The following is a 22,589-nucleotide window of genomic DNA, read 5'->3' as shown; positions in this document are numbered from 1 at the left end:
CAAAAATTTGTACTATATAGTACGTTTTTGTTAATCGAAATTAACGTTGGCACGCTTGGTTTTGTTTAGTTTTCAAAGAACTTTTATCGCTTAAAAGCGACTTCTTTAATATAACATTTAACTCATTATAAAGTCAACTGTTTTTTAATTTTTATTTTTTTCATTCAGCCCTGATTAGCTGACTTAAAAGATTATATCAGGAACATTAAATCCAGTCAACACAATCAGAGCATTTTTTTATATAATCTCTTCTACAAATAATTCTCTTCGATTTTTTAAGGAAATAATCTCTTCTGTCACCAAACATTTTACCATTGGTCTAGTAGGGTTGCTGTCATCCATGAAAATAATTTCAGCATTCACCCCATTAGATAATCTTACTTTTGTCCCTGTTGAAAACCTTGCAATCCCTTTTTTTAATTCATTTATAATGGTCAGATCAAACTTCCCAAAGTCATCTTCCATAATTTGTTCAAGAACCTTAAAAGGTGACTGCTTACTTCGATATGGTCTAACCGAAACCATCGCTTGGTATGTATCTGCTAAAGCTACTATTTTACTATAAGGATGAAGCTGTTGATCATTAACATTTAGTGGGTAACCACTACCATCAATTCTTTCATGATGTTGTAAAACACCCATCTTTACTCCGTCTTTAATAGACATAATGTTTTTAAGCAAATTGTAACTATGAACAGGGTGCTGTTTAATATCTTTATATTCACTTTCAGTAAGTGTCAAATTCTTTTTTAATATATTAGGACTTACCTTAGCCATACCACAATCACATAATAACCCTGTTAAGGCAATCTGGTTTATTTCTCCCATTTGATAACCTAACTTCTTTGCTAAGAACGTACTTACCAAAGCCACAGAGATGCTATGATGAAAAACATAGTCTTCTTTTTTACAATAATGATAAAGCTTAAAAACTTCTTCATCGTTTTTAACGATTTCTTCAACTAGTGGCAGTATCACTTTCCTTACCTTTTGAATATCAACTAAAACACCTGATTGCCAACTTATAAAAAGCTGCTTATACGCTTGTACACTTTCTAAATAATGTTGGTAAAAAGGCTTTTGCGATGTTAATTCCTCTTTTGTGGTTTCTGTAATCTGCTCTTCTTCAAAGAAAGATGGTGTGAATTTTTTTCCGTTTTCCAACACATTTGCTACTTGTACATCTTTAATTAAAAAGGCTTGTAAAACGTCCTTCAGTCTCTTGGTGATTATAGTGTTTTTATATGCTAATGGTCTATTTGTTGCGGATAAAACATCATCAGTTAAGATACAGCCCTCTTTTAATTGACTAATGTGGATTTTCAAAAGGTATCCCTCCCTATTCCATTATAGCGAAAAATATAAAACATTGTTTGGGTTTTATTAAGAACGGCTATTTTTGCAAACCTTGTTATATGTAATAAAATGATTTAAGAAAAAAAGGGCTAAAACAGCACATTTGTGTGTTTTAGCCCTTTTTTCTATTCTTCTGATTGAGTTCCTGATTGAATCTCTGATTCTTCTGTTTCTTCTTGATCTTGCTGATCTTGTTCCTCATCTTTTTGCACCAATGCTACAGTAGAAACAGAAACATTATCATCCAGCTTAATTAATTTTACACCTTGTGTGTTACGTCCCATTTTAGAAATGGTACCAACATCCATACGAATAATAATACCGCTTGCTGTAATCAACATGATATCTTCCTCACCAGTAGCAGCCTTCACTGAAACGACCGGACCATTTTTCTCAGTGATATTACATGTTTTTAATCCCTTACCCCCACGGCTTTGAACACGATATTCTTCAGAAGGAGTTCGTTTTCCATACCCATTGCTTGTGACAATCAGGACATCTACACTTTCTTCAAGTATCTCCATACCAACAACTTCGTCATCCTCATCAAGCGTAATACCTTTTACTCCTGATGCAGTTCGTCCCATTGAACGTACATCTGATTCTGGGAAACGAATCAGCATACCATTTTTTGTCCCAATAATGATATCCTTTGAACCATCCGTTAATTTAACAGAAATAAGTTCATCTTGATCACGTAAACCTACTGCAATTAATCCGTTATTACGGATGTTTGCAAATTGTGATAATGGCGAACGCTTTGAGATTCCATCCTTCGTCGTAAAGAATAAGAACCAATCATCAACAAATTCAGATACAGGAATAATAGCGTTTATCCATTCATCCTTTTCTACACTTAGCAAATTGATAATTGGGAGACCTTTAGCTGTTCTGCTGAACTCTGGAATTTCATATCCTTTTGCTCTATAAACCTTCCCTTTGTTCGTAAAGAATAGAATTGTATCATGGGTAGATGTTGTTAAAAGCTGTTCAACAAAATCATCTTCATTTGTCCCCATTCCTTGGATACCTCTTCCTCCACGCTTTTGGCTTCGGTATGTGGAAACTGGAAGGCGTTTAATATATCCATTGTGAGTCAACGTTATCACAATATTCTCTACAGGGATAAGATCTTCATCTTCAATATTTTCAAGACCGCCTGCTACAATTTCTGTACGACGGACATCATTAAAGCGATCTTTGATTTCTGTAAGTTCTTCACGAATAATCTCAAGTACTTTTTCTTCATCAGCTAAGATCGCCTTTAATTCAGCAATTAATTTCACAAGTGATTGATATTCCTCTTCAATCTTTTCTCTCTCTAATCCTGTTAATCTTTGAAGTCTCATATCAAGGATTGCTTGTGCTTGTTTTTCACTTAATGAAAACTGCTCCATTAAACCATTTCGGGCAATTTCTGTTGTTTGTGAATTTCGAATAAGAGTTATAACGGCATCTAAATGATCAAGTGCAATTCTCAATCCTTCAAGAATATGTGCTCTTGCTTCTGCCTTTCTTAATTCAAATGCTGTTCTGCGTTTAATGACAACCTTTTGATGTTCAAGGTAATGGAAGAGCATTTGCTTAATGTTAAGAACCTTCGGGTGCCCGTCCACTAAAGCAAGCATATTGATACCAAAACTTGTTTGAAGTGCAGTTTGTTTATATAGGTTATTAAGTAACACATTGGCATTTGCATCTTTACGTACTTCGATTACAACACGCATACCCTTACGATCAGATTCATCACGCAGATCAGTAATACCGTCGATTTTTTTATCTCGAACTAATTCTGCAATCTTTTCAACAAGCTTCGCCTTGTTTACTTGATATGGTATTTCTTTGACAATGATTACTTGCTTTCCTGAAGGTTTTTCTTCAATTTCAACCTTCGCTCGAAGTGTAATGGAACCACGACCTGTTTCATATGCTTTTCGAATACCGCTCCGGCCTATGATTTGTCCTGCAGTTGGAAAGTCTGGTCCAGGTATAATTTCCATAATTTCAGGAATTGTTAAATCTGGATCTTTACTTAATGCAAGTACTCCATCAATTACCTCACCTAATTGATGAGGAGGTATATTTGTTGCCATCCCTACAGCAATTCCCGTAGCCCCATTGACTAGCAAGTTCGGAAATCTAGCAGGAAGAACAACTGGTTCTCTCTCAGAACCATCATAGTTATCTTGGTAATCTATTGTGTCTTTATTAATATCACGGATCAATTCCATAGATATTTTTGACATACGGGCTTCTGTGTAACGCATAGCAGCTGCTGAATCACCATCAACAGAACCAAAATTCCCATGTCCATCAACTAACATATATCTAAAGTTAAAATCCTGAGCCATACGAACCATTGTTTCATAAACAGCTGAATCACCGTGTGGATGGTACTTACCAATTACTTCACCAACGATACGAGCTGATTTCTTAAATGGTTTGTCTGAGGTCATTCCTAAATCATTCATTGCATACAAAATACGTCGGTGAACAGGTTTTAATCCATCACGTACATCCGGTAAAGCACGAGAGACGATAACGCTCATTGCATAACCTAAAAATGATTCACGCATTTCATTACTTATATTTCTTTCTATAACTTGAGAGCTTTGATTTTCCGCCATATTAAGATAACCTCCCTTTTCCTTTTTGCATCTTAATTGGGAGTGCCAAATAATTCACCAGAAAACGGCAAAATACTATCAGTTTCGACAATGGTTGATAGTATCTGTCTGTTATAAATACTGCCCAATTGGATAGTTTATTTAATAGTCTACTCTTCATTATAGCAATATTGACGAGAGAATACACATGAATTTACTAGATATTTCATAGATATTCACTATATTTTTAAGGCTTTTAATAAACTATTCTTATTAAAAACCTGACCTTTTAAGAAAAACTTGAATTAGATTGCGAAAACAACCATTTATAAAAACACCCCATCGAAATGAGGTGTTCCTAATTCACTTAATTAGATATCTAGATTCTTAACATATTGCGCATTTTCTTCGATGAAGTTTCGACGAGGTTCAACTTTATCTCCCATAAGAGTATCAAACGTCTCATCCGCATCAATAGCGTCCTCTAGAGTAACTTGAAGTAAAGTACGTGTCTCAGGAGCCATCGTAGTTTCCCATAATTGCTCTGGATTCATCTCTCCAAGACCTTTATAGCGTTGAATACCCGGTTTTGGCTGATCAGGCATTTCCGCTAAGTACTCATCAAGTTGTTTATCATTGTAGGCATATTCAATTCGTTTACCTTGCTGAATTTTATAAAGTGGTGGTTGAGCAATATAAATATAACCCTGTTCAATAATCGGGCGCATATAACGATAAAAGAATGTTAAAAGTAATGTACGAATATGAGCTCCATCTACATCTGCATCTGTCATAATAACAACCTTATGATAACGGGCTTTGGTTATATCAAAATCTTCACCAATCCCTGTACCTAATGCTGTAATGATTGCTCTTATCTCATTATTTGACAAAATTTTATCCAGTCTTGCTTTTTCAACATTAATAATTTTACCTCTTAATGGCAAAATCGCTTGAAAATGTCGATCTCTCCCTTGTTTTGCAGAACCTCCCGCAGAATCACCCTCAACAATGTATAATTCACTAATTGATGGGTCCTTAGAAGAGCAATCTGCCAACTTACCTGGTAGATTCGAAATCTCTAAAGCACTTTTACGTCGTGTTAATTCACGTGCTTTTTTAGCTGCTAATCGTGCTCTAGCTGCCATTAAGCCTTTTTCAACAATCTTTCTGGCAACTGATGGATTTTCTAGCAGGAATTTATCAAACGCTTCAGAGAAAACAGAGTCAGTAACAGTACGAACCTCTGAATTTCCTAGCTTTGTCTTTGTTTGTCCCTCAAACTGCGGATCAGGATGCTTAATTGAAATAATAGCCGTAATGCCTTCACGTACATCTTCTCCTGATAGATTATCATCGCTTTCTTTAAAAATTTTATTCTTTCTAGCATAATCATTAATAACCCGTGTTAATGCTGATTTAAATCCAGCTTCATGTGTTCCGCCTTCATAGGTATGGATGTTATTAGCGAAAGAATAAATATTGCTTGTATAACTATCATTGTACTGAATAGCAACTTCTGTCGTGATACCGTCTTTTTCACCCTCAATATAGACAGGTTCATCATGAATAACCTCACGAGTACGGTTTAAGTGCTCAACATAAGATTTAATACCACCTTCGTAGTAGTATTCATTTGAACGCTTGTTCTCGCGTTTATCCTCAATCGTAATTTTCAAACCACGGTTAAGAAAAGCAAGCTCACGAATACGATTTGCCAAAATCTCATAATCGTATACTGTCGTTTCTTTAAAGATTTCAGCATCTGGCTTAAAGTGAGTGATGGTACCAGTAACATCTGTTTCTCCAATAACCTCTAAATCAGCTGCAGGCACACCCTTATGAAACTTTTGATAATGAACTTTCCCATCACGATGGACAGTGACATCAAGTTCTGTTGAAAGGGCATTAACAACAGAAGCACCTACACCATGCAGTCCTCCGGAAACTTTATATCCTCCGCCGCCGAATTTTCCTCCGGCATGCAGGACTGTCATAATAACTTCAACAGCCGGTCGCCCCATTTTTTCATGAATACCTACTGGAATTCCACGACCATTATCTTTAACAGTAATACTGTTGTCTTCTTCAATAATCACATTGATTTCAGTACAGAAACCAGCTAAAGCTTCATCAATACTATTATCAACAATTTCCCAAACTAAATGATGCAGACCCTTGCCGCTAGTAGATCCGATATACATCCCTGGACGTTTCCGAACAGCTTCTAGACCTTCTAATACTTGAATCTGATTTTCATCATATGATTGTTGTTGGACTTGATTGTTATCTGTCGTCACACTGATCACCTACACTTTTCCTAAAGCTTACATAACCAATTTCGAAGCTTACATTCAATAGCTTCTGAAAAGAATATTCTGTAATCAATTAAAATAATTGATTAACAGGTAGCTTTATAATTGAGTCTATAAAAGCTGTTATTTTAATCTATATCAAAAGCAACTTGTGCTCGTTTTTTTAATGTGCTTGACGATAATGGGGAAAAATAAATTTTATCAAGCGTTATAATTATGGATTTTGCGTCATTACTTGCTAGTTGAACGATTTTATCCTGCTGCTTTTTAAAAAATTCATCAACAATTGAGGACTCTTGCGAAGATTGTCGATCCAATATCATAACGACCTCTTTTGAAGGGACAACATAATTGTCACCTAGATGGATATACACATGACTCACCTCATTTTTCGTCAGAAAACTCTCCTGCTTTCACATGAAAAGTGGCAGCTTCTTTTAATGTTTGATGGGCGATTCCTTCTACACTTGTTGTTGTCACAAATGTTTGTACCTTACCTTGAATGGTATTTAACAAGTGGGATTGTCTAAAATCATCCAACTCAGATAAAACATCATCTAGCAAAAGAATCGGATATTCTCCTATTTCGTTATGAATCAAATCAATCTCAGCCAATTTCAGTGATAAGGCTGTTGTTCTTTGCTGACCTTGTGATCCATATGTTTGCACGTCATGATCATTTACATAAAAGAGCATATCATCCCGGTGAGGACCAGCAAGAGTAGCCCCGCGTTCTATCTCTTTCTCTCTTATTTTAGCAAATTTTTGTTCGTATGCTTCTATCATTTTCGTCAAATCTTGATCTTCTGATACATCAACAGAGGGCTTATATTTAATTCTAAGTGTCTCTAAACCCCTACTAATTCCAGAGTGAACCGGCTCAGCCCATTTTTGAAGCTCAGAAATAAATTGAAGACGTTTATTAATAATCTTAGCAGCTGCTTCACATAGTTGTTCTGTTAAAACGTCGAGCATCGTTTGATCCTTTTGCTTTCTAAGCTGCAACAATTTCAAATAATGATTGCGCTGCTGCATTATTTTTTGATACCTGCTTAGATCATGAAGGTAAACGGCTGAAACTTGACCTATTTCCATATCAATAAATCGCCTTCTAACTTGAGGACTTCCTTTCACTAAGTTTAAATCCTCTGGAGCAAACATGATCACATTCATAGCTCCGACATATTGGCTAAGCTTTTCTTGCTCTATATGATTCAGCTTCGCTTTTTTCCCCTTTTTGGAAATAACTAATTGAAGAGCTGTTGAGCGATTATATTTTTCGATACTACCTTCTATTTTAGCATACTCTTTATCCCAACCGATTAGTTCTTTATCATTCGAGGTACGGTGGGATTTAGCCATAGCCAAGACATAGATCGATTCCATCACATTTGTCTTTCCTTGTGCGTTTTCCCCAAGAATGACATTTACTTTATTTTCAAATTGTACTGTTAGATCCTCATAATTACGGTAATTTTTTAATTTCAGCTCTTTTATAAACAAAATTTGTACACCAACTTTAATTTTTCACAATATACGTGCCGAAATCAGGTATATAGAGAACATCGCCATCTCTTAATTTTTTCCCACGGCGGTTTTCAGGTTCATTATTCACAAAAATCTCATATTCTGATAAAAACCATTTAGCCATTCCTCCAGATTGAATAACATCTGCTAATTTAAGAAATTGACCTAGTGTAATATACTCCGAATCAATTTTGACCGGCTTAGCCATGTGAACCACCTCTTTCATCAGTAGTCTCTAACCTTTTTATTTTACTAAAAATATGATCAGAAGTACAACAACTCTCAAAAGCTCTTTTAGTGTCCACTCCAAAAAGACACCACTAACCGTTTATTTTTGATATTTAGGTCTTTTTGACCATACATCTATTATTTTCCAAATCTGTTTTTTGAAAGCCTTACGCCAGAGTGAAAATACTTGATTTTTGAGTGTGAGAGGTTATGGTTTTTCCAAAAGAAAAAAGGACTGAAATAAATCAGTCCAATTATTAACTAAATTAGTATGTTCTTACCGGCAGGATTAGTTGGAGCATTGAATCATCGTCCTTTGTTCGAATAACAAAAGGTCTCATGGCACCTGTAAAATTAACATTTATTTCCGTTCCTTCAAGTGCCTTTAAAGCATCCATTACATATTTTGCACTAAACGATATTTTTAATTCTTCACCTTCTACTACTTCTGCTTGAATTTCTTCGCTTACTTTTCCAATTTCAGGAGAATTGGATGATACTTCAATCATTCCATCAGATAGAGTTGAAAGTTTTACAACATTGTTTCGAGCTTCCTTTGCAAGTAATGATGCACGATCAATAGCCTGCAAAAATTCCTTAGAATTCAAAGTTAAATTTGTTTTACTGTCAGCAGGTATTAAACGGGACGTATCAGGATAATTGCCGTCTAATAATCTTGAGAAGAATAATAAGTTTTTCGCTTTGAATAAAACTTGATTTTCAGTAATAACAATTTCAATCAGTTCACTTGTATCATCTAGGATTTTACTTAATTCACTAAGACTTTTCCCAGGAATGACAACATTGTATGAGCTTTGACTTTCTGAATTTATCATAGCTTTTCTTAAAGCCAAACGGTGGCTGTCAGTAGCAATACAAATTAATTCACCATTTTCGAGTTTCCAATTTACACCTGTTAAAATTGGTCTTGTTTCAGAAGTGGAAACAGCAAAAACAGTTTGACGAATCATTGCTTTTAGTAAATCCGTTGGGATTTTGAAGATATTATCTTCTTCAATTTGTGGTAAATGAGGATATTCTTCAGCATCTAAACCATTTAGGCTAAATTCTGCTTTACCAGATCGAATAATTGTCGAATGATGATTTCCTACCTCAATTTCGACAATATCCATTGGAAGCTTCTTTACAATTTCACTAAAAAATTTAGCTTGTAGCACAACACTACCGGCTTGGACAATTTCTACAAATTCTTTACCATCTTCTTCAGCTGGTATAAAAGATTCAATAGAGATATCAGAATCACTACCAGTTAAGGTAACACCTTCTGTATGAGCAACAATCTTAATCCCAGTCAAAATAGGAATAGTTGTTCTAGAAGATACAGCTTTCATTACATCTTGTACACCTTGAACTAATTTATCTCGTTGAATTATAAATTTCATGAATATATTCCTCCTGTTCCTAAGCCATTTTTAAATTCTAGCAATGCAAATAGGATTTGTGAAATTTTTTTGATTTAGTTATATTATTTTTTATTAAAAATATAGTAGAAGTACTAGTAGGTCCTGTGGAAATGTGGATAACTGCTTGGAAAGAAGAGAAACACAGCCTATCCACATGTGGACAGACTGTGTATATATCTGTACTAGTTATTCACATTATTCAACACAAAAAAAATTATGAACCTTTTAATAGACCTGTGATTTCTTTTAACTGTTTTTGTAATTGCTCATCGGTTTGAAGCATCTTAGAGATTTTTTCATGAGCATGAATGACAGTTGTATGATCCCGTCCTCCAAATTCCTCACCAATTTTCGGTAGTGAAGAGTCGGTTAATTCTCTAGATAAATACATCGCAATTTGTCTAGGAAAAGCAACGGATTTTGTACGTTTTTTTGCTTTAAAATCTTCTAATTTCACTTGAAACTCTTGTCCAACTATACGCTGAATATCACTAATAGAAATCATTTTAGGCTTAGAGTTAGGAATGATATCTTTTAATGCCTCAGCAGCTAAATCTGCATTTATATCTTTATTAATAAGAGACGAATAGGCGACAACACGAATCAGTGCACCTTCTAGTTCTCTAATGTTTGAATCAATTTGATTAGCAATGTAAAGCATCACTTCATTAGGAATATCAAGACCTTCCGCCTTAGCTTTTTTCCTAAGGATAGCGATCCTTGTTTCCAGATCTGGCGGAGTAATATCTGTGATTAATCCCCATTCAAAGCGAGAGCGAAGGCGATCCTCTAATGTTGGGATTTCCTTAGGTGGCCGGTCACTTGAAATGACAATTTGCTTACTTTCTTCATGAAGTGTATTAAAAGTATGGAAAAATTCCTCTTGAGTTTGTTCTTTTCCTGCCAGGAATTGAATATCATCAATTAAAAGTACATCGACACTTCTATATTTATTTCTAAAATCGACAGCTTTATTGTCTCTAATAGAATTAATAAATTCATTTGTAAATTTTTCAGAGGATAAATAGACAACCTTTGCAGATGGATTATGATCTATAACATAATGGCCGATTGCGTGCATTAAATGGGTTTTTCCTAGTCCAACTCCCCCATAAATAAACAAGGGATTATAAGCTTTAGCTGGTGCTTCTGCTACTGCTAGTGATGCTGCATGGGCAAAGCGGTTACCAGATCCTATTACAAATGTATCAAATGTATATTTAGGATTTAGCATATTTTGCGGTAATTCTGTATGTTCCTCATCATTTTTATTCATTTGTTTAATAGGTGAATTTGGAACAAAATCATCATCTGATTGATTTTGGGGAATAATAAATTTTATCGCGAATTCTTCACCAGTTAATTGATAGATGGAATCAGCTATTAAGTGTAAGTATCGGGATTCTAGCCAGTCTCTAGCAAATTCATTTGGAGCCGTAATGGTTAATGTGTCTCCTTGAATTCCATGTGCTTTTGTTGATTTAAGCCACGTTTCAAAGCTTGGCTTACTTATCTTTTTTTCGATCTCAGCCAAAGCCTTACTCCAAAGCTCGGATATATTCTCCATTTACGTTTATGTCCCTCCTTTACCAAAACGCTTTTTGTATAACAATTGTACAAGCCGTGAATCTCCATGTATAAACATACAAAAATAGACGAATGTGAATAAATATATAATATAGTAGAAAAACGTCTTTTCGACAAAACTCACGAGTTGTGGACAACAATTTACACAGCCTGTTTATAAACTATTCACATGTTATCCACAGTCTGTGGATATGTCGAAATCACTAATCGTTTATTAAGAGTGAAAACACAAATATAATATCAGAATAAAACTAGATATGCAACGGTTTTTACAAACTTATCCACATAATTAATCATTTGTTAAAATAAATTGTCCACAATGATAAAATATGTGAAAAACTTGTCGATAACAGATGTGGATAGTGAAGAATCATGTCGAAAAAATATCCACAGGTTATGTTGTAGAGGTTAAAGAGGTGTGAGAAGTTTTTATTAAAACCATAACGATTATTTTTTTAATCTAGTAATGAGGATCCTTAAAAGATTTACTTAACATGAAAAAAACAGTAAGTGGTTGACAATTTATGTGGTAGGTAACTATAATTAATAAGACTGTCTTTAACTGTTATTCCTCAGGGAGGTGTCATATATGAAACGTACTTATCAACCAAATAAACGTAAACGTAGTAAAGTTCATGGTTTCCGTAGCCGCATGAGCACAGCTAATGGACGTAAAGTTCTTGCTCGCCGTCGTCGCAGAGGAAGAAAAGTATTATCAGCATAGGCCACTGAAATGTCAGTGGTCTCTTTTTTTACTATCAGTAAGTATAAGATTTTATGGATGATAGTATAAGAAAAACGAAGGCTTTCGCTAATAGGACTTGGCGATAAGCCAAGTTTTTCTAAATAATATGAAATCTGATATTTAGATGGAATGATCTGATCCAAAGAGGGAGAAGATCTGAAGTTTAAATCAGGTTTAATTAAGATATAATGATGGTGATTATTCTGTTGCCTGTAATGTTAGCAGAACAAACCGGAGTGAAGACAAATGAAAAGGAAGTATAGAATTAAGAAAAATAAGGATTTTCAAGTTGTCTTTAAAAAGGGGAAGTCATTTGCCAATAGACAATTTGTTCTCTATATTTTACCAAAATCAGAAGAAAAAGAATTTAGAATTGGTCTTTCTGTGAGTAAGAAGATAGGAAATGCTGTTACTCGCAATAAAGTTAAGCGTTTAATTCGACAAGTTTTCTTGGAAGAGAAGCATCGAATTGCTAATGGGAAAGAATTCATTGTGATAGCTAGAAAACCAGCTGCAGAAATGAATTACCATGAGGTAAAAGGTAGCTTGAACCATTTATTTAGAAAAGCAAAAATTTATCAATCAAAATAGATGTTGAAAATTGTTGAAATTATCTTCACGAAAACTTCTTATTGATGAAACAATTCTATAATTAAAAGTGTTAAGATATTAATTATGTGGAACTTTTTCTATCTTTTAACGTACAAAAATGGTATCAATTATGATTAGGAGGAAAAAGGTTTGAAGAGGCGCATATTTTTAATTGCAGGATTAGTAGGAATCTTATCCCTATTAACTGGTTGTACGGAAGTAAATGTTCCGATTACAGCTGAAAGTGAAGGGTTCTGGAATTCGTACATTGTATATCCTTTATCACAGCTTATTACATATTTTGCAGAAATTACGGGTGACAATTACGGAATTGCAATCGTTATTGTTACACTTATTATTCGTTTAGCAATTCTACCATTGATGATTAAACAAATGAAAAGTTCAAAAGCAATGCAAGCAATTCAACCTGAAATGCAAAAATTAAGAGAAAAATATAGTTCAAAAGACCAACAAACACAACAAAAACTTCAACAGGAAACGATGGCCTTGTTCCAAAAGCATGGTGTAAATCCGCTTGCAGGTTGTTTTCCGTTAATTGTTCAAATGCCGATTTTAATTGGTTTCTATCATGCAATTATGAGAACAGAGGAAATTGCCCAGCACACATTCCTTTGGTTTGATTTAGGTGAAAGAGATCCATATTTTATCTTACCGCTTGTTGCAGGTGTAACTACATTTATTCAACAAAAAATGATGATGGCAGGCACTGCTAATCAAAATCCTCAAATGGCCATGATGTTATGGCTTATGCCGATTATGATCGTTGTGTTTGCGATTTCTTTCCCTGCTGCTCTTTCTTTATATTGGGTAGTCGGAAATATCTTTATGATTGTTCAAACCTATTTTGTGAAGGGGCCTGAATTAAAGGCTGCAAAAGATGGAGGAAACAAAAAGTGAAGGAAGTAACTGCTACTGGACTAACTGTCAATGAAGCAGTGGAGGAAGCATTAAAGCAATTGCAAGCGAACCGAGATGAAGTCGAGGTCACCATTCTCGATGAAGGAAAAAAGGGCTTTTTCGGGTTATTCGGAAAACAACCTGCTAGAGTTAAAGTAACACTTATTCAAAATCCATCTAAGATTGTACATGTTTTTTTATCAGAAATTGTAGAAAAGATGGGAATTAAAGCAGATATTCATGTGAAACAAACGGGAAAAGTGATAAACATTCAGTTATCTGGAGATAAAATGTCGATGCTGATTGGAAAAAGAGGACAAACATTGAATTCTCTACAATACCTTACTCAATTGGTTGCTAATCGCTATTCCAATCATTATTTACAGATAATATTAGATGCGGAAAATTATCGGGAAAAAAGAAAAGAAACTTTACAACAGCTAGCAGGTAAACTAGCAAAGCAGGCAATTCGTACATCAAAAAATGTTTCTTTAGAGCCAATGCCTTCATATGAAAGAAAAGTAATCCATGCTGCACTTACTGAATTTAAAGATATTAAAACATATTCAGTTGGCGAAGAGCCAAACAGACATTTAGTTATAGCACCAAAAAAAAGAGGATGACATAGTCATTCTCTTTTTTTATGGACTATTTACTATTTGAAAAAAATAATATTGAGGGAAAATCACTTATTTTCAATTCCTTATCTTTTTTGCCCTCATCAAATTAATTCCTACTAACAACTCATTTTCGACAATTTTTATTATCAGGATCTTTTTCCTATGTTCAGCAAATATTGTTATTAACATGTGGATAAGTTAAAATAAGGAGAGGTAGATAAGGTAGTGGATAGAAAGTTGTGGATAAAACAAAGTGATATTTCTTTCTTATGGAAAAAAAATATGCTATCTTTAAAATTTGGTCGAGTTTGATAAAAGAAAGTAGTTTCAACATCTAGCTCCAGCGCCTAGCCTCAGATCGCACAGGACGTGCGAGTGCAGTTACAGCGACAGGAAGTCACGTTAGTAACTGCCTCGAGGCCATAAGTCACAAATGAATTGAAGACAAAGAACGTCTTCTATTCATTTGCGTCTTATTTGCCCGAGGCTGACCAAGGCGCTTGCGCTATTGTTTAGATAAATGAAAGAGAGAGGTGATCGTAGCGATGGAGTTAGATACAATCGCAGCGATATCAACACCTTTAGGTGAAGGAGCCATCGCAATTGTTAGATTAAGCGGCGAGGATGCCATTCAAATTGCAGATAAGCTATTTAAGGCCCCTTCAAATAAAAGGTTAACAGAGGTTGACTCCCATACGATCCATTACGGACATATGATTGATCCAACAACGAATGATGTTGTTGAGGAAGTAATGGTTTCTTTAATGAGAGGGCCAAAAACATTTACTAGAGAAGATGTAGTTGAAATTAACTGTCATGGCGGAATTGTGACAGTTAATCGAGTGCTGCAATTAGTCATACAAAATGGAGCAAGACTTGCAGAACCAGGCGAATTTACAAAAAGAGCCTTTTTAAATGGCCGTATTGACTTATCACAAGCAGAAGCAGTGATGGATTTAATTCGTGCTAAAACAGATCGGGCTATGAATGTTGCTTTAGGGCAAATGGAAGGGAAGTTGTCAAAGCTTGTTCAAAAGCTAAGGCAGGAAATTTTGGAAACCTTGGCCCATGTAGAAGTCAATATTGATTATCCTGAATACGATGATGTAGAAGAAATGACACATCAAATGCTTATAGAAAAGGCAACATTCGTAAAAGATGAAATCAACAAGCTTTTACAAACATCTCAGCAAGGGAAAATCTTAAGAGAAGGTCTTTCTACGGTTATAATCGGAAGACCAAATGTAGGAAAATCCTCCTTGCTTAATAGTCTTGTTCAAGAAAATAAGGCGATTGTTACTGATATTCCTGGTACAACAAGAGATGTCATAGAAGAGTATGTAAATGTCAGAGGAGTACCACTCCGTTTAGTCGATACAGCGGGTATTCGCGAGACCGAGGATATTGTAGAGCGAATTGGTGTAGAACGTTCTAGAAAAGTGTTAAAGGAAGCAGATTTAATTTTATTAGTTTTAAATTATCATGAAGAGCTTTCTGAGGAAGATATAAAGCTTTTCGAAGCCGTTAAAGGTATGGACGTTATTGTCATCGTCAACAAAACTGATTTAGAACAACGAATTAATCTAGAAAAAGTAAGAGAATTAGCCTTGGGAAGACCTATTGTGACAACATCCTTACTGGAAGAACAAGGTATTGATGCGCTTGAGGAAGCAATAAGTGCTTTGTTTTTTGAAGGAAATGTACAAAGCGGTGATTTAACATATGTGTCAAACTCTAGACATATCGCATTATTAACTGCTGCCAAAACATCAATTGAGGATGCATTAATAGGAATAGATGCCGGAGTACCAATTGATATTGTACAAATCGATTTAACAAGATGTTGGGAACAGTTAGGTGAGATTATTGGTGATGCTGTTCATGAGAGCCTAATTGATCAGTTATTCTCTCAATTTTGTTTAGGAAAATAAGAAAGATCTTTTAAAAAGGAGGTTACAAAATGACCTATCATGCAGGAGATTATGATGTTATTGTTGTTGGGGCTGGACATGCCGGGTGTGAATCAGCACTTGCTTCAGCAAGAATGGGAGCAAAAACGCTCGTCATTACCATTAATTTAGATATGGTCGCATTCATGCCTTGTAATCCATCTGTCGGCGGGCCTGCAAAAGGAATTGTTGTGCGCGAAATAGACGCCTTAGGCGGGGAAATGGGCAAAAACATTGATAAAACACATATACAAATGAGAATGTTAAACACTGGAAAGGGTCCAGCTGTGAGAGCACTGCGCGCCCAAGCTGATAAGTTTGCCTATCAACATGAAATGAAAAAAACAATGGAAAATGAACCAAACCTTACTTTGCTTCAAGGAATGGTTGATCGTCTCATTGTTGAAGATGGAGTTTGTAAAGGAATTGTGACTCAAACAGGTGCAGAATACTTTGCAAAAGCTGTTGTCTTAACGACAGGGACATTTTTAAGAGGAGAAATTATTCTCGGAGAATTAAAATATTCAAGCGGTCCAAATAACCAACAGCCTTCTATCAAATTATCCGAACACTTACAAGAGTTAGGTTTTGATTTAGTTCGCTTTAAAACAGGTACACCTCCACGTGTCAATAGTCATTCCATTGATTATAGTAAAACAGAAATACAACCGGGGGATGAGGTACCTCGAGCGTTTTCATATGAAACAACAAAATACATTACAGATCAGCTTCCATGCTGGTTAACGTATACAAGTGGAGAAACACATAAAATCATTGATGATAATTTGCATCGTTCTCCAATGTATTCAGGAATGATCAAAGGAACTGGGCCTCGCTATTGCCCATCAATTGAGGACAAAGTTGTTCGCTTTAATGATAAACCACGTCATCAAATCTTTTTAGAGCCTGAAGGAAGAAATACTCAAGAAGTTTATGTACAAGGGCTATCAACAAGCTTACCGGAGGATGTTCAACAACAAATCCTGAAAACCATCCCAGGCCTTGAGAAGGTGCAAATGATGAGAGCGGGCTATGCAATTGAATATGATGCCATTGTCCCAACCCAATTATGGCCTACGCTTGAAACCAAAGCGATATCTTCTTTATATACAGCAGGTCAAATAAATGGAACTTCTGGATATGAGGAGGCTGCTGGTCAAGGATTAATGGCAGGAATTAATGCAGCGCAAAAAGCTCTTGGAAAAGAAGAAGTCATTTTAAGTCGATCTGATGCTTATATTGGGGTGCTTATTGATGACTTAGTGACAAAAGGTACAAATGAGCCTTATCGTTTGCTCACGTCAAGAGCTGAATATCGATTGTTATTACGCCATGATAATGCAGATTTACGTTTAACAGATCTTGGTCATAAGATTGGCCTCATTTCGGAAGAGCGTTATGAAAAGTTCAATCTTAAAAAGCAAGCAATTGAAGATGAAAAGGAACGTTTATCTTCTACGATTATTAAGCCAAATCAAGAAACGCAAAATCTCATTCTTTCAGTTGGAGGGAGCGAGCTGAAGGATGGAATTAAAGCGGCAGATTTACTTAAACGTCCTGAAATGACATATGAGCATATTGCACAACTTGCGCCTTCTGAAAAAGAAGTAGAGCAGGATGTTGCGGAACAAGTTGAAATACAGATCAAATACGAGGGTTATATTGAAAAATCTTTACAGCAAGTGGAAAAATTAAAGAAAATGGAAAATAAAAAGGTTCCTGAAGATATCGATTATGATGATATAAATGGATTAGCCTCTGAAGCTCGACAAAAGCTAAAAGAAGTTCGACCTCTTTCTGTCGCTCAAGCTTCACGGATAGCAGGTGTAAACCCAGCTGATATCTCCATCTTACTGGTTTATCTTGAGCAAGGTAGAATAGCCAGAGTCTCTAATCAATAATAGAAAGGTTTTGAGCATGGATACAGCATTATTTCAATCAAGTTTGGCTGAGAAAGGAATTCATCTTTCTCAGCAACAGATGGATCAATTTGATTTATATTTTAAGCTTCTTGTTGAATGGAACGAAAAAATGAATCTAACGTCTATCACTGATAAAAAAGACGTTTATTTAAAGCATTTTTATGATTCTATTTCAGCTGCATTTTACTTTGATTTTTCAAAACCTCTTTCTATATGTGATGTAGGAGCTGGTGCAGGATTCCCAAGTATTCCAATTAATATTTGCTTTCCGCATTTGAATGTATCTATTGTAGATTCACTTCAAAAAAGGATTACATTTTTGTCACACTTAGCTAAAGAACTAGGTTTACAAAACGTTCAATTATTTCATGACCGTGCTGAAACATTTGGTCAAAATAAGCAGTTTAGGGAATCGTATGATGTTGTAACAGCAAGAGCAGTTGCTAGATTGTCCGTTTTAAGTGAACTATGTATACCGTTAGCGAAAAAAGATGGTTATTTTATTGCAATGAAAGGTGCGGCAGCACAAGAAGAACTAGAAGCAGGGAAAAAGGCAGTGGGTGTTTTAGGTGGTAATGTAAAACAAATTCACTCATTTGAGTTACCAATGGAAAAGAGTGAAAGAACAATTATCATTATTCAAAAGGAAAAGTTGACTCCAAAAAAATACCCGCGAAAGCCTGGAACGCCTAATAAGCTTCCAATCGAGTAGATGTTTCACATGAAACATTACTCGATCTTTTAAGTATTTTGAAGGAAATAGTGATAGAAAGATAGAATATTAAAAATGGTAGTTTTTAAAGGTGGTGTAGGCTCATGAAGCATCCATTTTCTCGTTTTTTCGGTTTGGGAGAAAAAGAAGAAATAGAACAAATCGTTGTAGAGGAAGTTGAACAGGAAAATACAGCGGAAGAAATAAAGGAAGAGGTTAAAAAGATTCAAATTAAGGATATAGTACCTAACCGCTTCCAGCCACGTACCGTTTTTTCAGATGAAAAGATTGAAGAATTAGCTTTAACAATTCGAACACATGGAATCATTCAACCGATCGTCGTACGTGAAGTGGACGGCAAGTTTGAGTTAATAGCAGGAGAGAGACGTTGGCGCGCTGTACAAACATTAGGTTGGGATGTTATTCCTGCAATTGTAAAGGATTTCAATGATACAGAAACAGCAAGTGTTGCTTTAATAGAGAATTTACAAAGGGAAGAATTATCTTCAATTGAAGAGGCTGTAGCTTATGCGAAGTTGTTGGAATTACATAACCTTACCCAAGAAGCTTTAGCTCAAAGGCTTGGAAAAGGTCAGTCAACAATAGCAAATAAACTACGTTTATTAAAGCTGCCAGAAGAAGTACAAGAAGCATTGCTTAAGAAATTAATTACAGAGCGGCATGCACGTGCTCTTATTCCTTTGAAAAAACCTGAATTACAAAACACTTTATTAGAGGAAATTATTCAAAAGCAGCTCAATGTAAAACAAACAGAAGATAGGGTAGTAAAGTTGCTTGAAAAAAATAATGCAAAGCCTAAACCAAGGCGTAAAGCTTTTAGTCGAGACACAAGAATTGCTATGAATACAATTCGTCAATCCCTAACGATGGTAGCTGATAGTGGTGTAAAACTGAATACAGAAGAAGAAGAATTTGATGAATATATTCAATTTATAATAAAAATCCCTAAATAATTTCATAACTTCTAGAGGCATTTATATGTTAAATAGTCCATCTATTCTACGTATAGTTTGTTAGGTACTGGCTTTTGTCAGGCCTTTTTTCTTTTTATACAACTTTTTACATATAAAAATCTCCTTTTCTCTAAGGGGAAATACTAAATTAAATAAATCCAAAAAAATTCAAACCTTTCCCTCATTTTTCATGATAAAATAAAAAAATGATGAAAAGGTTCTTTTTTTTAGTTTAAGAAGTATAAAATCTTTATTTAGTTTTGGTGTCTAGCTCCAGCGCCTAGCCTTAGATCTTACAGGACGAGCAAGCGTAGTTGTGGAGATTGATGTCCCAATTTAGTCTGTCTTTAGGGTCTAGCACATTTAGGATTAATGCAAAGAACGCCATCTATTCTAAATCGTCTTATTTACCCCAGGATAATTAAGGCGCTTACGCTTTTCTTACTGAATTTCCTACTCTATGTATTAGGTGTTTGTTAAAAAACAACAGATCTTATGTTTATGAAAGTAGGTGACATCGTGGGAAAAATCATTGCAATTGCAAACCAAAAAGGTGGAGTTGGAAAAACAACAACATCAGTTAATTTGGGAGCTTGCTTAGCATACATCGGAAAACGAGTACTTCTTGTCGATGTTGACCCACAAGGAAATGCAACAAGCGGAATCGGCATTGAAAAAGCCGATGTCGAGCATTGTATTTATGATATTTTAGTAGACGATGTAGAGGCTAAGGACGTTATTAAGCCTACAGAAGTCGAAAATCTTGATATTATTCCAGCAACGATTCAATTAGCCGGCGCTGAAATAGAATTAGTTCCAACGATATCGAGAGAGGTTAGACTCAAACGGGCACTAGAAGCGGTTAAGGATAACTATGATTATATGGTTATAGACTGTCCGCCTTCACTAGGACTGTTAACAATAAATGCACTAACTGCATCAGATGCCGTCTTGATCCCTGTTCAATGTGAATATTATGCATTGGAAGGATTAAGTCAGTTATTAAATACAGTTCGACTAGTTCAAAAGCATTTGAATACAGATTTAACAATTGAAGGAGTTTTATTAACAATGCTTGATGCCAGAACAAATTTAGGTATTCAAGTTATTGATGAAGTGAAGAAATATTTCCAGGACAAGGTTTATAAAACAATTATTCCAAGAAACATTCGATTAAGTGAAGCACCAAGTCATGGCCAACCTATTATTATTTATGATCCAAGATCTAGAGGAGCAGAAGTTTATTTAGATTTGGCAAAGGAAGTGGTTGTTAATGGCTAGAGGCTTAGGTAAGGGAATTAATGCTTTATTTACAAATGTGGAGGTTGGACAAGAGGAATCCATTCAAGAAATAAAGATCAAGGAAATACGTCCAAATCCATATCAGCCACGTAAGGTTTTTGAACAAGATGCAATCAATGAACTGAAAGAATCAATTTTACAGCACGGTGTCCTGCAACCTATTATTGTTCGTAAAAGTATAAAAGGATTTGAAATAGTTGTAGGAGAACGCAGATTTCGTGCTGCAAAAGAAGCAAAGTTAACTGCCATTCCTGCTGTTGTCCGCGATTTAACCGAACAGCAAATGATGGAATTAGCTCTTTTGGAAAACCTGCAGCGTGAAGATCTAACACCAATAGAAGAGGCTCTTGCATATCAAAAGCTAATGGAGCAATTAAATGTGACACAAGAGGCATTGGCGAAAAGACTAGGGAAAAGTCGCCCCCATATTGCGAATCATGTTAGACTTCTAACATTACCGCCAAAAATTCAGCAACTAATTTCTGAAGGTAAGCTTTCTATGGGGCATGGACGAACATTGTTAGGACTTAAAAATAAAGAAAAATTAAATGCACTTGTCGAAAAAGTAATGAAAGAACAATTAAATGTTCGTCAGTTAGAACAGATCATCCAACAGCTAAATAACAGTGTTCCACGTGAAACAACAAAGAAAAAACCTGAAAAAGATGTATTTATAAAAGAAAGAGAAACATTCTTGCAGGAATATTTCGGAACATCCGTTACGATAAAGAAGCAAAAGAAAAAGGGGAAAATTGAAATAGAATTCTTCTCTCAGGATGATTTAAATCGTATTTTAGAATTGCTCGATAAACAATCATAAAATAGATATTTTAAACCGCTGACTAAATTAGTCAGTCTTTTTTTGTACGTTAAGTATATTAATCGACAGTGTTAAAAATATATAGATAAACAAATAGAATGGAAGGTAATTAATTTGGTTTTATTTGGGAGTATTGTGAATGGATTAGGAATTATCCTTGGGACAATGATTGGACTATTACTTAGAAGAATTCCTGACCAAATGAAGCAAACAGTCATGACAGCTATCGGTCTCTCTGTCGTTGTATTAGGATTAGATATGGCTTTGAAGAGTGAAGACTTCTTTTTTGTTATCGTTAGTTTAGTTATAGGAACTGTTATAGGCGAATGGTTAAAATTAGAAGACCATCTTCATGGGGTAGGAAATATGTTAGAAAAAAAGATTGGAAAATCTCAAACTGGGAATATTGCCCAAGGGTTTGTAACAGCTACATTAATCTTTGTTGTGGGGGCAATGGCAATAATAGGTGCATTAGATAGTGGATTAAGACAAGATCATTCTGTGCTTCTTACAAAATCAATGATAGATGGTTTTACTAGTATGGTATTAGCAAGTACCCTTGGGATAGGTGTATTATTTTCAGCTATTCCTGTATTTCTCTATCAAGGAGGAATTGCGCTGTTTGCAAATGTCATTCATCAATTTCTATCAGATTCTCTATTAGAACGTCTAATTGCAGAGTTAACTGCAACTGGCGGAGTACTTATCATTGCAATAGGGATCAATATTTTAGGATTGAAACAAATAAAGGTGGCCAACCTATTACCAAGTATACTTATCATAACGGTGATCGTCCTTATTCAATATCATGTTTAATTATAAACATTATCTACACTGCAAAATTATTTGCAGTGTATTTTTATACGTTAACAAAGCAACTTAGAAAATGATTTGACGTAGTGGCTAAATGCAATATTGTATTAAGTATAGTGCAACTAAGCATGCCTTTGTCTTCAACTTACTCGCTCATAAGTCAGCAAGATTCTTTAATGA

At 35.1% G+C, this 22,589-nt stretch carries 19 protein-coding genes; 11 read left to right on the top strand and 8 right to left on the bottom strand.

Annotated features, from left to right (window positions below; translation table 11 throughout):
* Positions 1–237 precede the first annotated feature (237 nt).
* From AC4GZ8_RS15000 to dnaA, 8 genes are all read right to left on the bottom strand, one after another.
* Positions 238–1,326 carry an HD-GYP domain-containing protein gene (locus AC4GZ8_RS15000; RefSeq protein WP_491082703.1) on the bottom strand — a complete coding sequence of 363 codons (1,089 nt, stop codon included), beginning with the start codon at positions 1,324–1,326 and terminating at the stop codon, positions 238–240.
* A gap of 155 nt (positions 1,327–1,481) precedes the next feature.
* Positions 1,482–3,983, bottom strand: coding sequence for a DNA gyrase subunit A (gene gyrA / locus AC4GZ8_RS14995; protein WP_491082702.1), 2,502 nt, complete (start codon positions 3,981–3,983; stop codon positions 1,482–1,484).
* Positions 3,984–4,333: 350 nt separating this feature from the next.
* A complete protein-coding gene (gene gyrB, locus AC4GZ8_RS14990) occupies positions 4,334–6,262 on the bottom strand; it encodes a DNA topoisomerase (ATP-hydrolyzing) subunit B (protein ID WP_491082701.1) in 1,929 nt (642 codons plus the stop codon).
* Positions 6,263–6,405: 143 nt separating this feature from the next.
* Positions 6,406–6,651 (bottom strand): extracellular matrix regulator RemB, encoded by a 246-nt coding sequence (gene remB, locus AC4GZ8_RS14985; protein ID WP_491082700.1) that lies wholly within the window; start codon positions 6,649–6,651, stop codon positions 6,406–6,408.
* Positions 6,652–6,661: 10 nt separating this feature from the next.
* Positions 6,662–7,780 (bottom strand): DNA replication/repair protein RecF, encoded by a 1,119-nt coding sequence (recF, locus tag AC4GZ8_RS14980; RefSeq protein ID WP_491082699.1) that lies wholly within the window; start codon positions 7,778–7,780, stop codon positions 6,662–6,664.
* A 16-nt stretch (positions 7,781–7,796) separates the two neighbouring features.
* Positions 7,797–8,012 (bottom strand): S4 domain-containing protein YaaA, encoded by a 216-nt coding sequence (gene yaaA / locus AC4GZ8_RS14975; RefSeq protein ID WP_491082698.1) that lies wholly within the window; start codon positions 8,010–8,012, stop codon positions 7,797–7,799.
* A gap of 286 nt (positions 8,013–8,298) precedes the next feature.
* Positions 8,299–9,435: a DNA polymerase III subunit beta gene (dnaN, locus tag AC4GZ8_RS14970; RefSeq protein WP_491082697.1), complete on the bottom strand. Its 1,137-nt coding sequence runs from the start codon at positions 9,433–9,435 to the stop codon at positions 8,299–8,301.
* Between the two features lie 235 nt (positions 9,436–9,670).
* The gene (gene dnaA / locus AC4GZ8_RS14965) at positions 9,671–11,023 is read right to left on the bottom strand and encodes a chromosomal replication initiator protein DnaA (RefSeq protein ID WP_491082696.1); all 1,353 of its coding nucleotides are present in this window, start codon (positions 11,021–11,023) and stop codon (positions 9,671–9,673) included.
* 609 nt (positions 11,024–11,632) lie between these two features.
* Between dnaA and rpmH the strand changes: the two genes are divergently transcribed.
* The 11 genes from rpmH (at position 11,633) to AC4GZ8_RS14910 (ending at position 22,412) form a co-directional block, all read left to right on the top strand.
* Positions 11,633–11,767 (top strand): 50S ribosomal protein L34, encoded by a 135-nt coding sequence (gene rpmH, locus AC4GZ8_RS14960; RefSeq protein ID WP_026561635.1) that lies wholly within the window; start codon positions 11,633–11,635, stop codon positions 11,765–11,767.
* Between the two features lie 267 nt (positions 11,768–12,034).
* Positions 12,035–12,379 (top strand): ribonuclease P protein component, encoded by a 345-nt coding sequence (gene rnpA, locus AC4GZ8_RS14955; protein WP_491082695.1) that lies wholly within the window; start codon positions 12,035–12,037, stop codon positions 12,377–12,379.
* A gap of 150 nt (positions 12,380–12,529) precedes the next feature.
* Entirely contained in the window at positions 12,530–13,297 is a 768-nt protein-coding gene (gene spoIIIJ, locus AC4GZ8_RS14950; RefSeq protein WP_491082694.1) for a YidC family membrane integrase SpoIIIJ, read from the top strand.
* Positions 13,294–13,920 (top strand): RNA-binding cell elongation regulator Jag/EloR, encoded by a 627-nt coding sequence (gene jag / locus AC4GZ8_RS14945; RefSeq protein ID WP_491082693.1) that lies wholly within the window; start codon positions 13,294–13,296, stop codon positions 13,918–13,920. The genes spoIIIJ and jag overlap by 4 nt, the downstream gene beginning before the upstream one ends.
* 542 nt (positions 13,921–14,462) lie before the next feature.
* Positions 14,463–15,848 (top strand): tRNA uridine-5-carboxymethylaminomethyl(34) synthesis GTPase MnmE, encoded by a 1,386-nt coding sequence (mnmE, locus tag AC4GZ8_RS14940; RefSeq protein WP_491082692.1) that lies wholly within the window; start codon positions 14,463–14,465, stop codon positions 15,846–15,848.
* A gap of 29 nt (positions 15,849–15,877) precedes the next feature.
* Complete coding sequence (gene mnmG, locus AC4GZ8_RS14935) at positions 15,878–17,767, top strand: tRNA uridine-5-carboxymethylaminomethyl(34) synthesis enzyme MnmG (RefSeq protein ID WP_491082691.1); 1,890 nt, start codon at positions 15,878–15,880, stop codon at positions 17,765–17,767.
* A 16-nt stretch (positions 17,768–17,783) separates the two neighbouring features.
* On the top strand, positions 17,784–18,500 hold the full coding sequence (rsmG, locus tag AC4GZ8_RS14930) for a 16S rRNA (guanine(527)-N(7))-methyltransferase RsmG (protein ID WP_491082690.1): 717 nt from the start codon (positions 17,784–17,786) through the stop codon (positions 18,498–18,500).
* 104 nt (positions 18,501–18,604) lie between these two features.
* Entirely contained in the window at positions 18,605–19,474 is an 870-nt protein-coding gene (noc, locus tag AC4GZ8_RS14925; RefSeq protein ID WP_491082689.1) for a nucleoid occlusion protein, read from the top strand.
* 519 nt (positions 19,475–19,993) lie between these two features.
* On the top strand, positions 19,994–20,755 hold the full coding sequence (locus AC4GZ8_RS14920) for a ParA family protein (protein WP_491082688.1): 762 nt from the start codon (positions 19,994–19,996) through the stop codon (positions 20,753–20,755).
* Complete coding sequence (locus AC4GZ8_RS14915) at positions 20,748–21,596, top strand: ParB/RepB/Spo0J family partition protein (protein ID WP_491082687.1); 849 nt, start codon at positions 20,748–20,750, stop codon at positions 21,594–21,596. The genes AC4GZ8_RS14920 and AC4GZ8_RS14915 overlap by 8 nt, the downstream gene beginning before the upstream one ends.
* Positions 21,597–21,710: 114 nt before the next feature.
* The gene (locus AC4GZ8_RS14910; protein ID WP_491082686.1) at positions 21,711–22,412 is read left to right on the top strand and encodes a DUF554 domain-containing protein; all 702 of its coding nucleotides are present in this window, start codon (positions 21,711–21,713) and stop codon (positions 22,410–22,412) included.
* Positions 22,413–22,589 lie beyond the last annotated feature (177 nt).

This window comes from Metabacillus sp. RB-C-LZQ-3-1 (genome assembly GCF_058315175.1).
The sequence above is the reverse complement of the archived record's forward strand: the minus strand, read 5'-3'. Positions and strand labels throughout refer to the sequence as shown.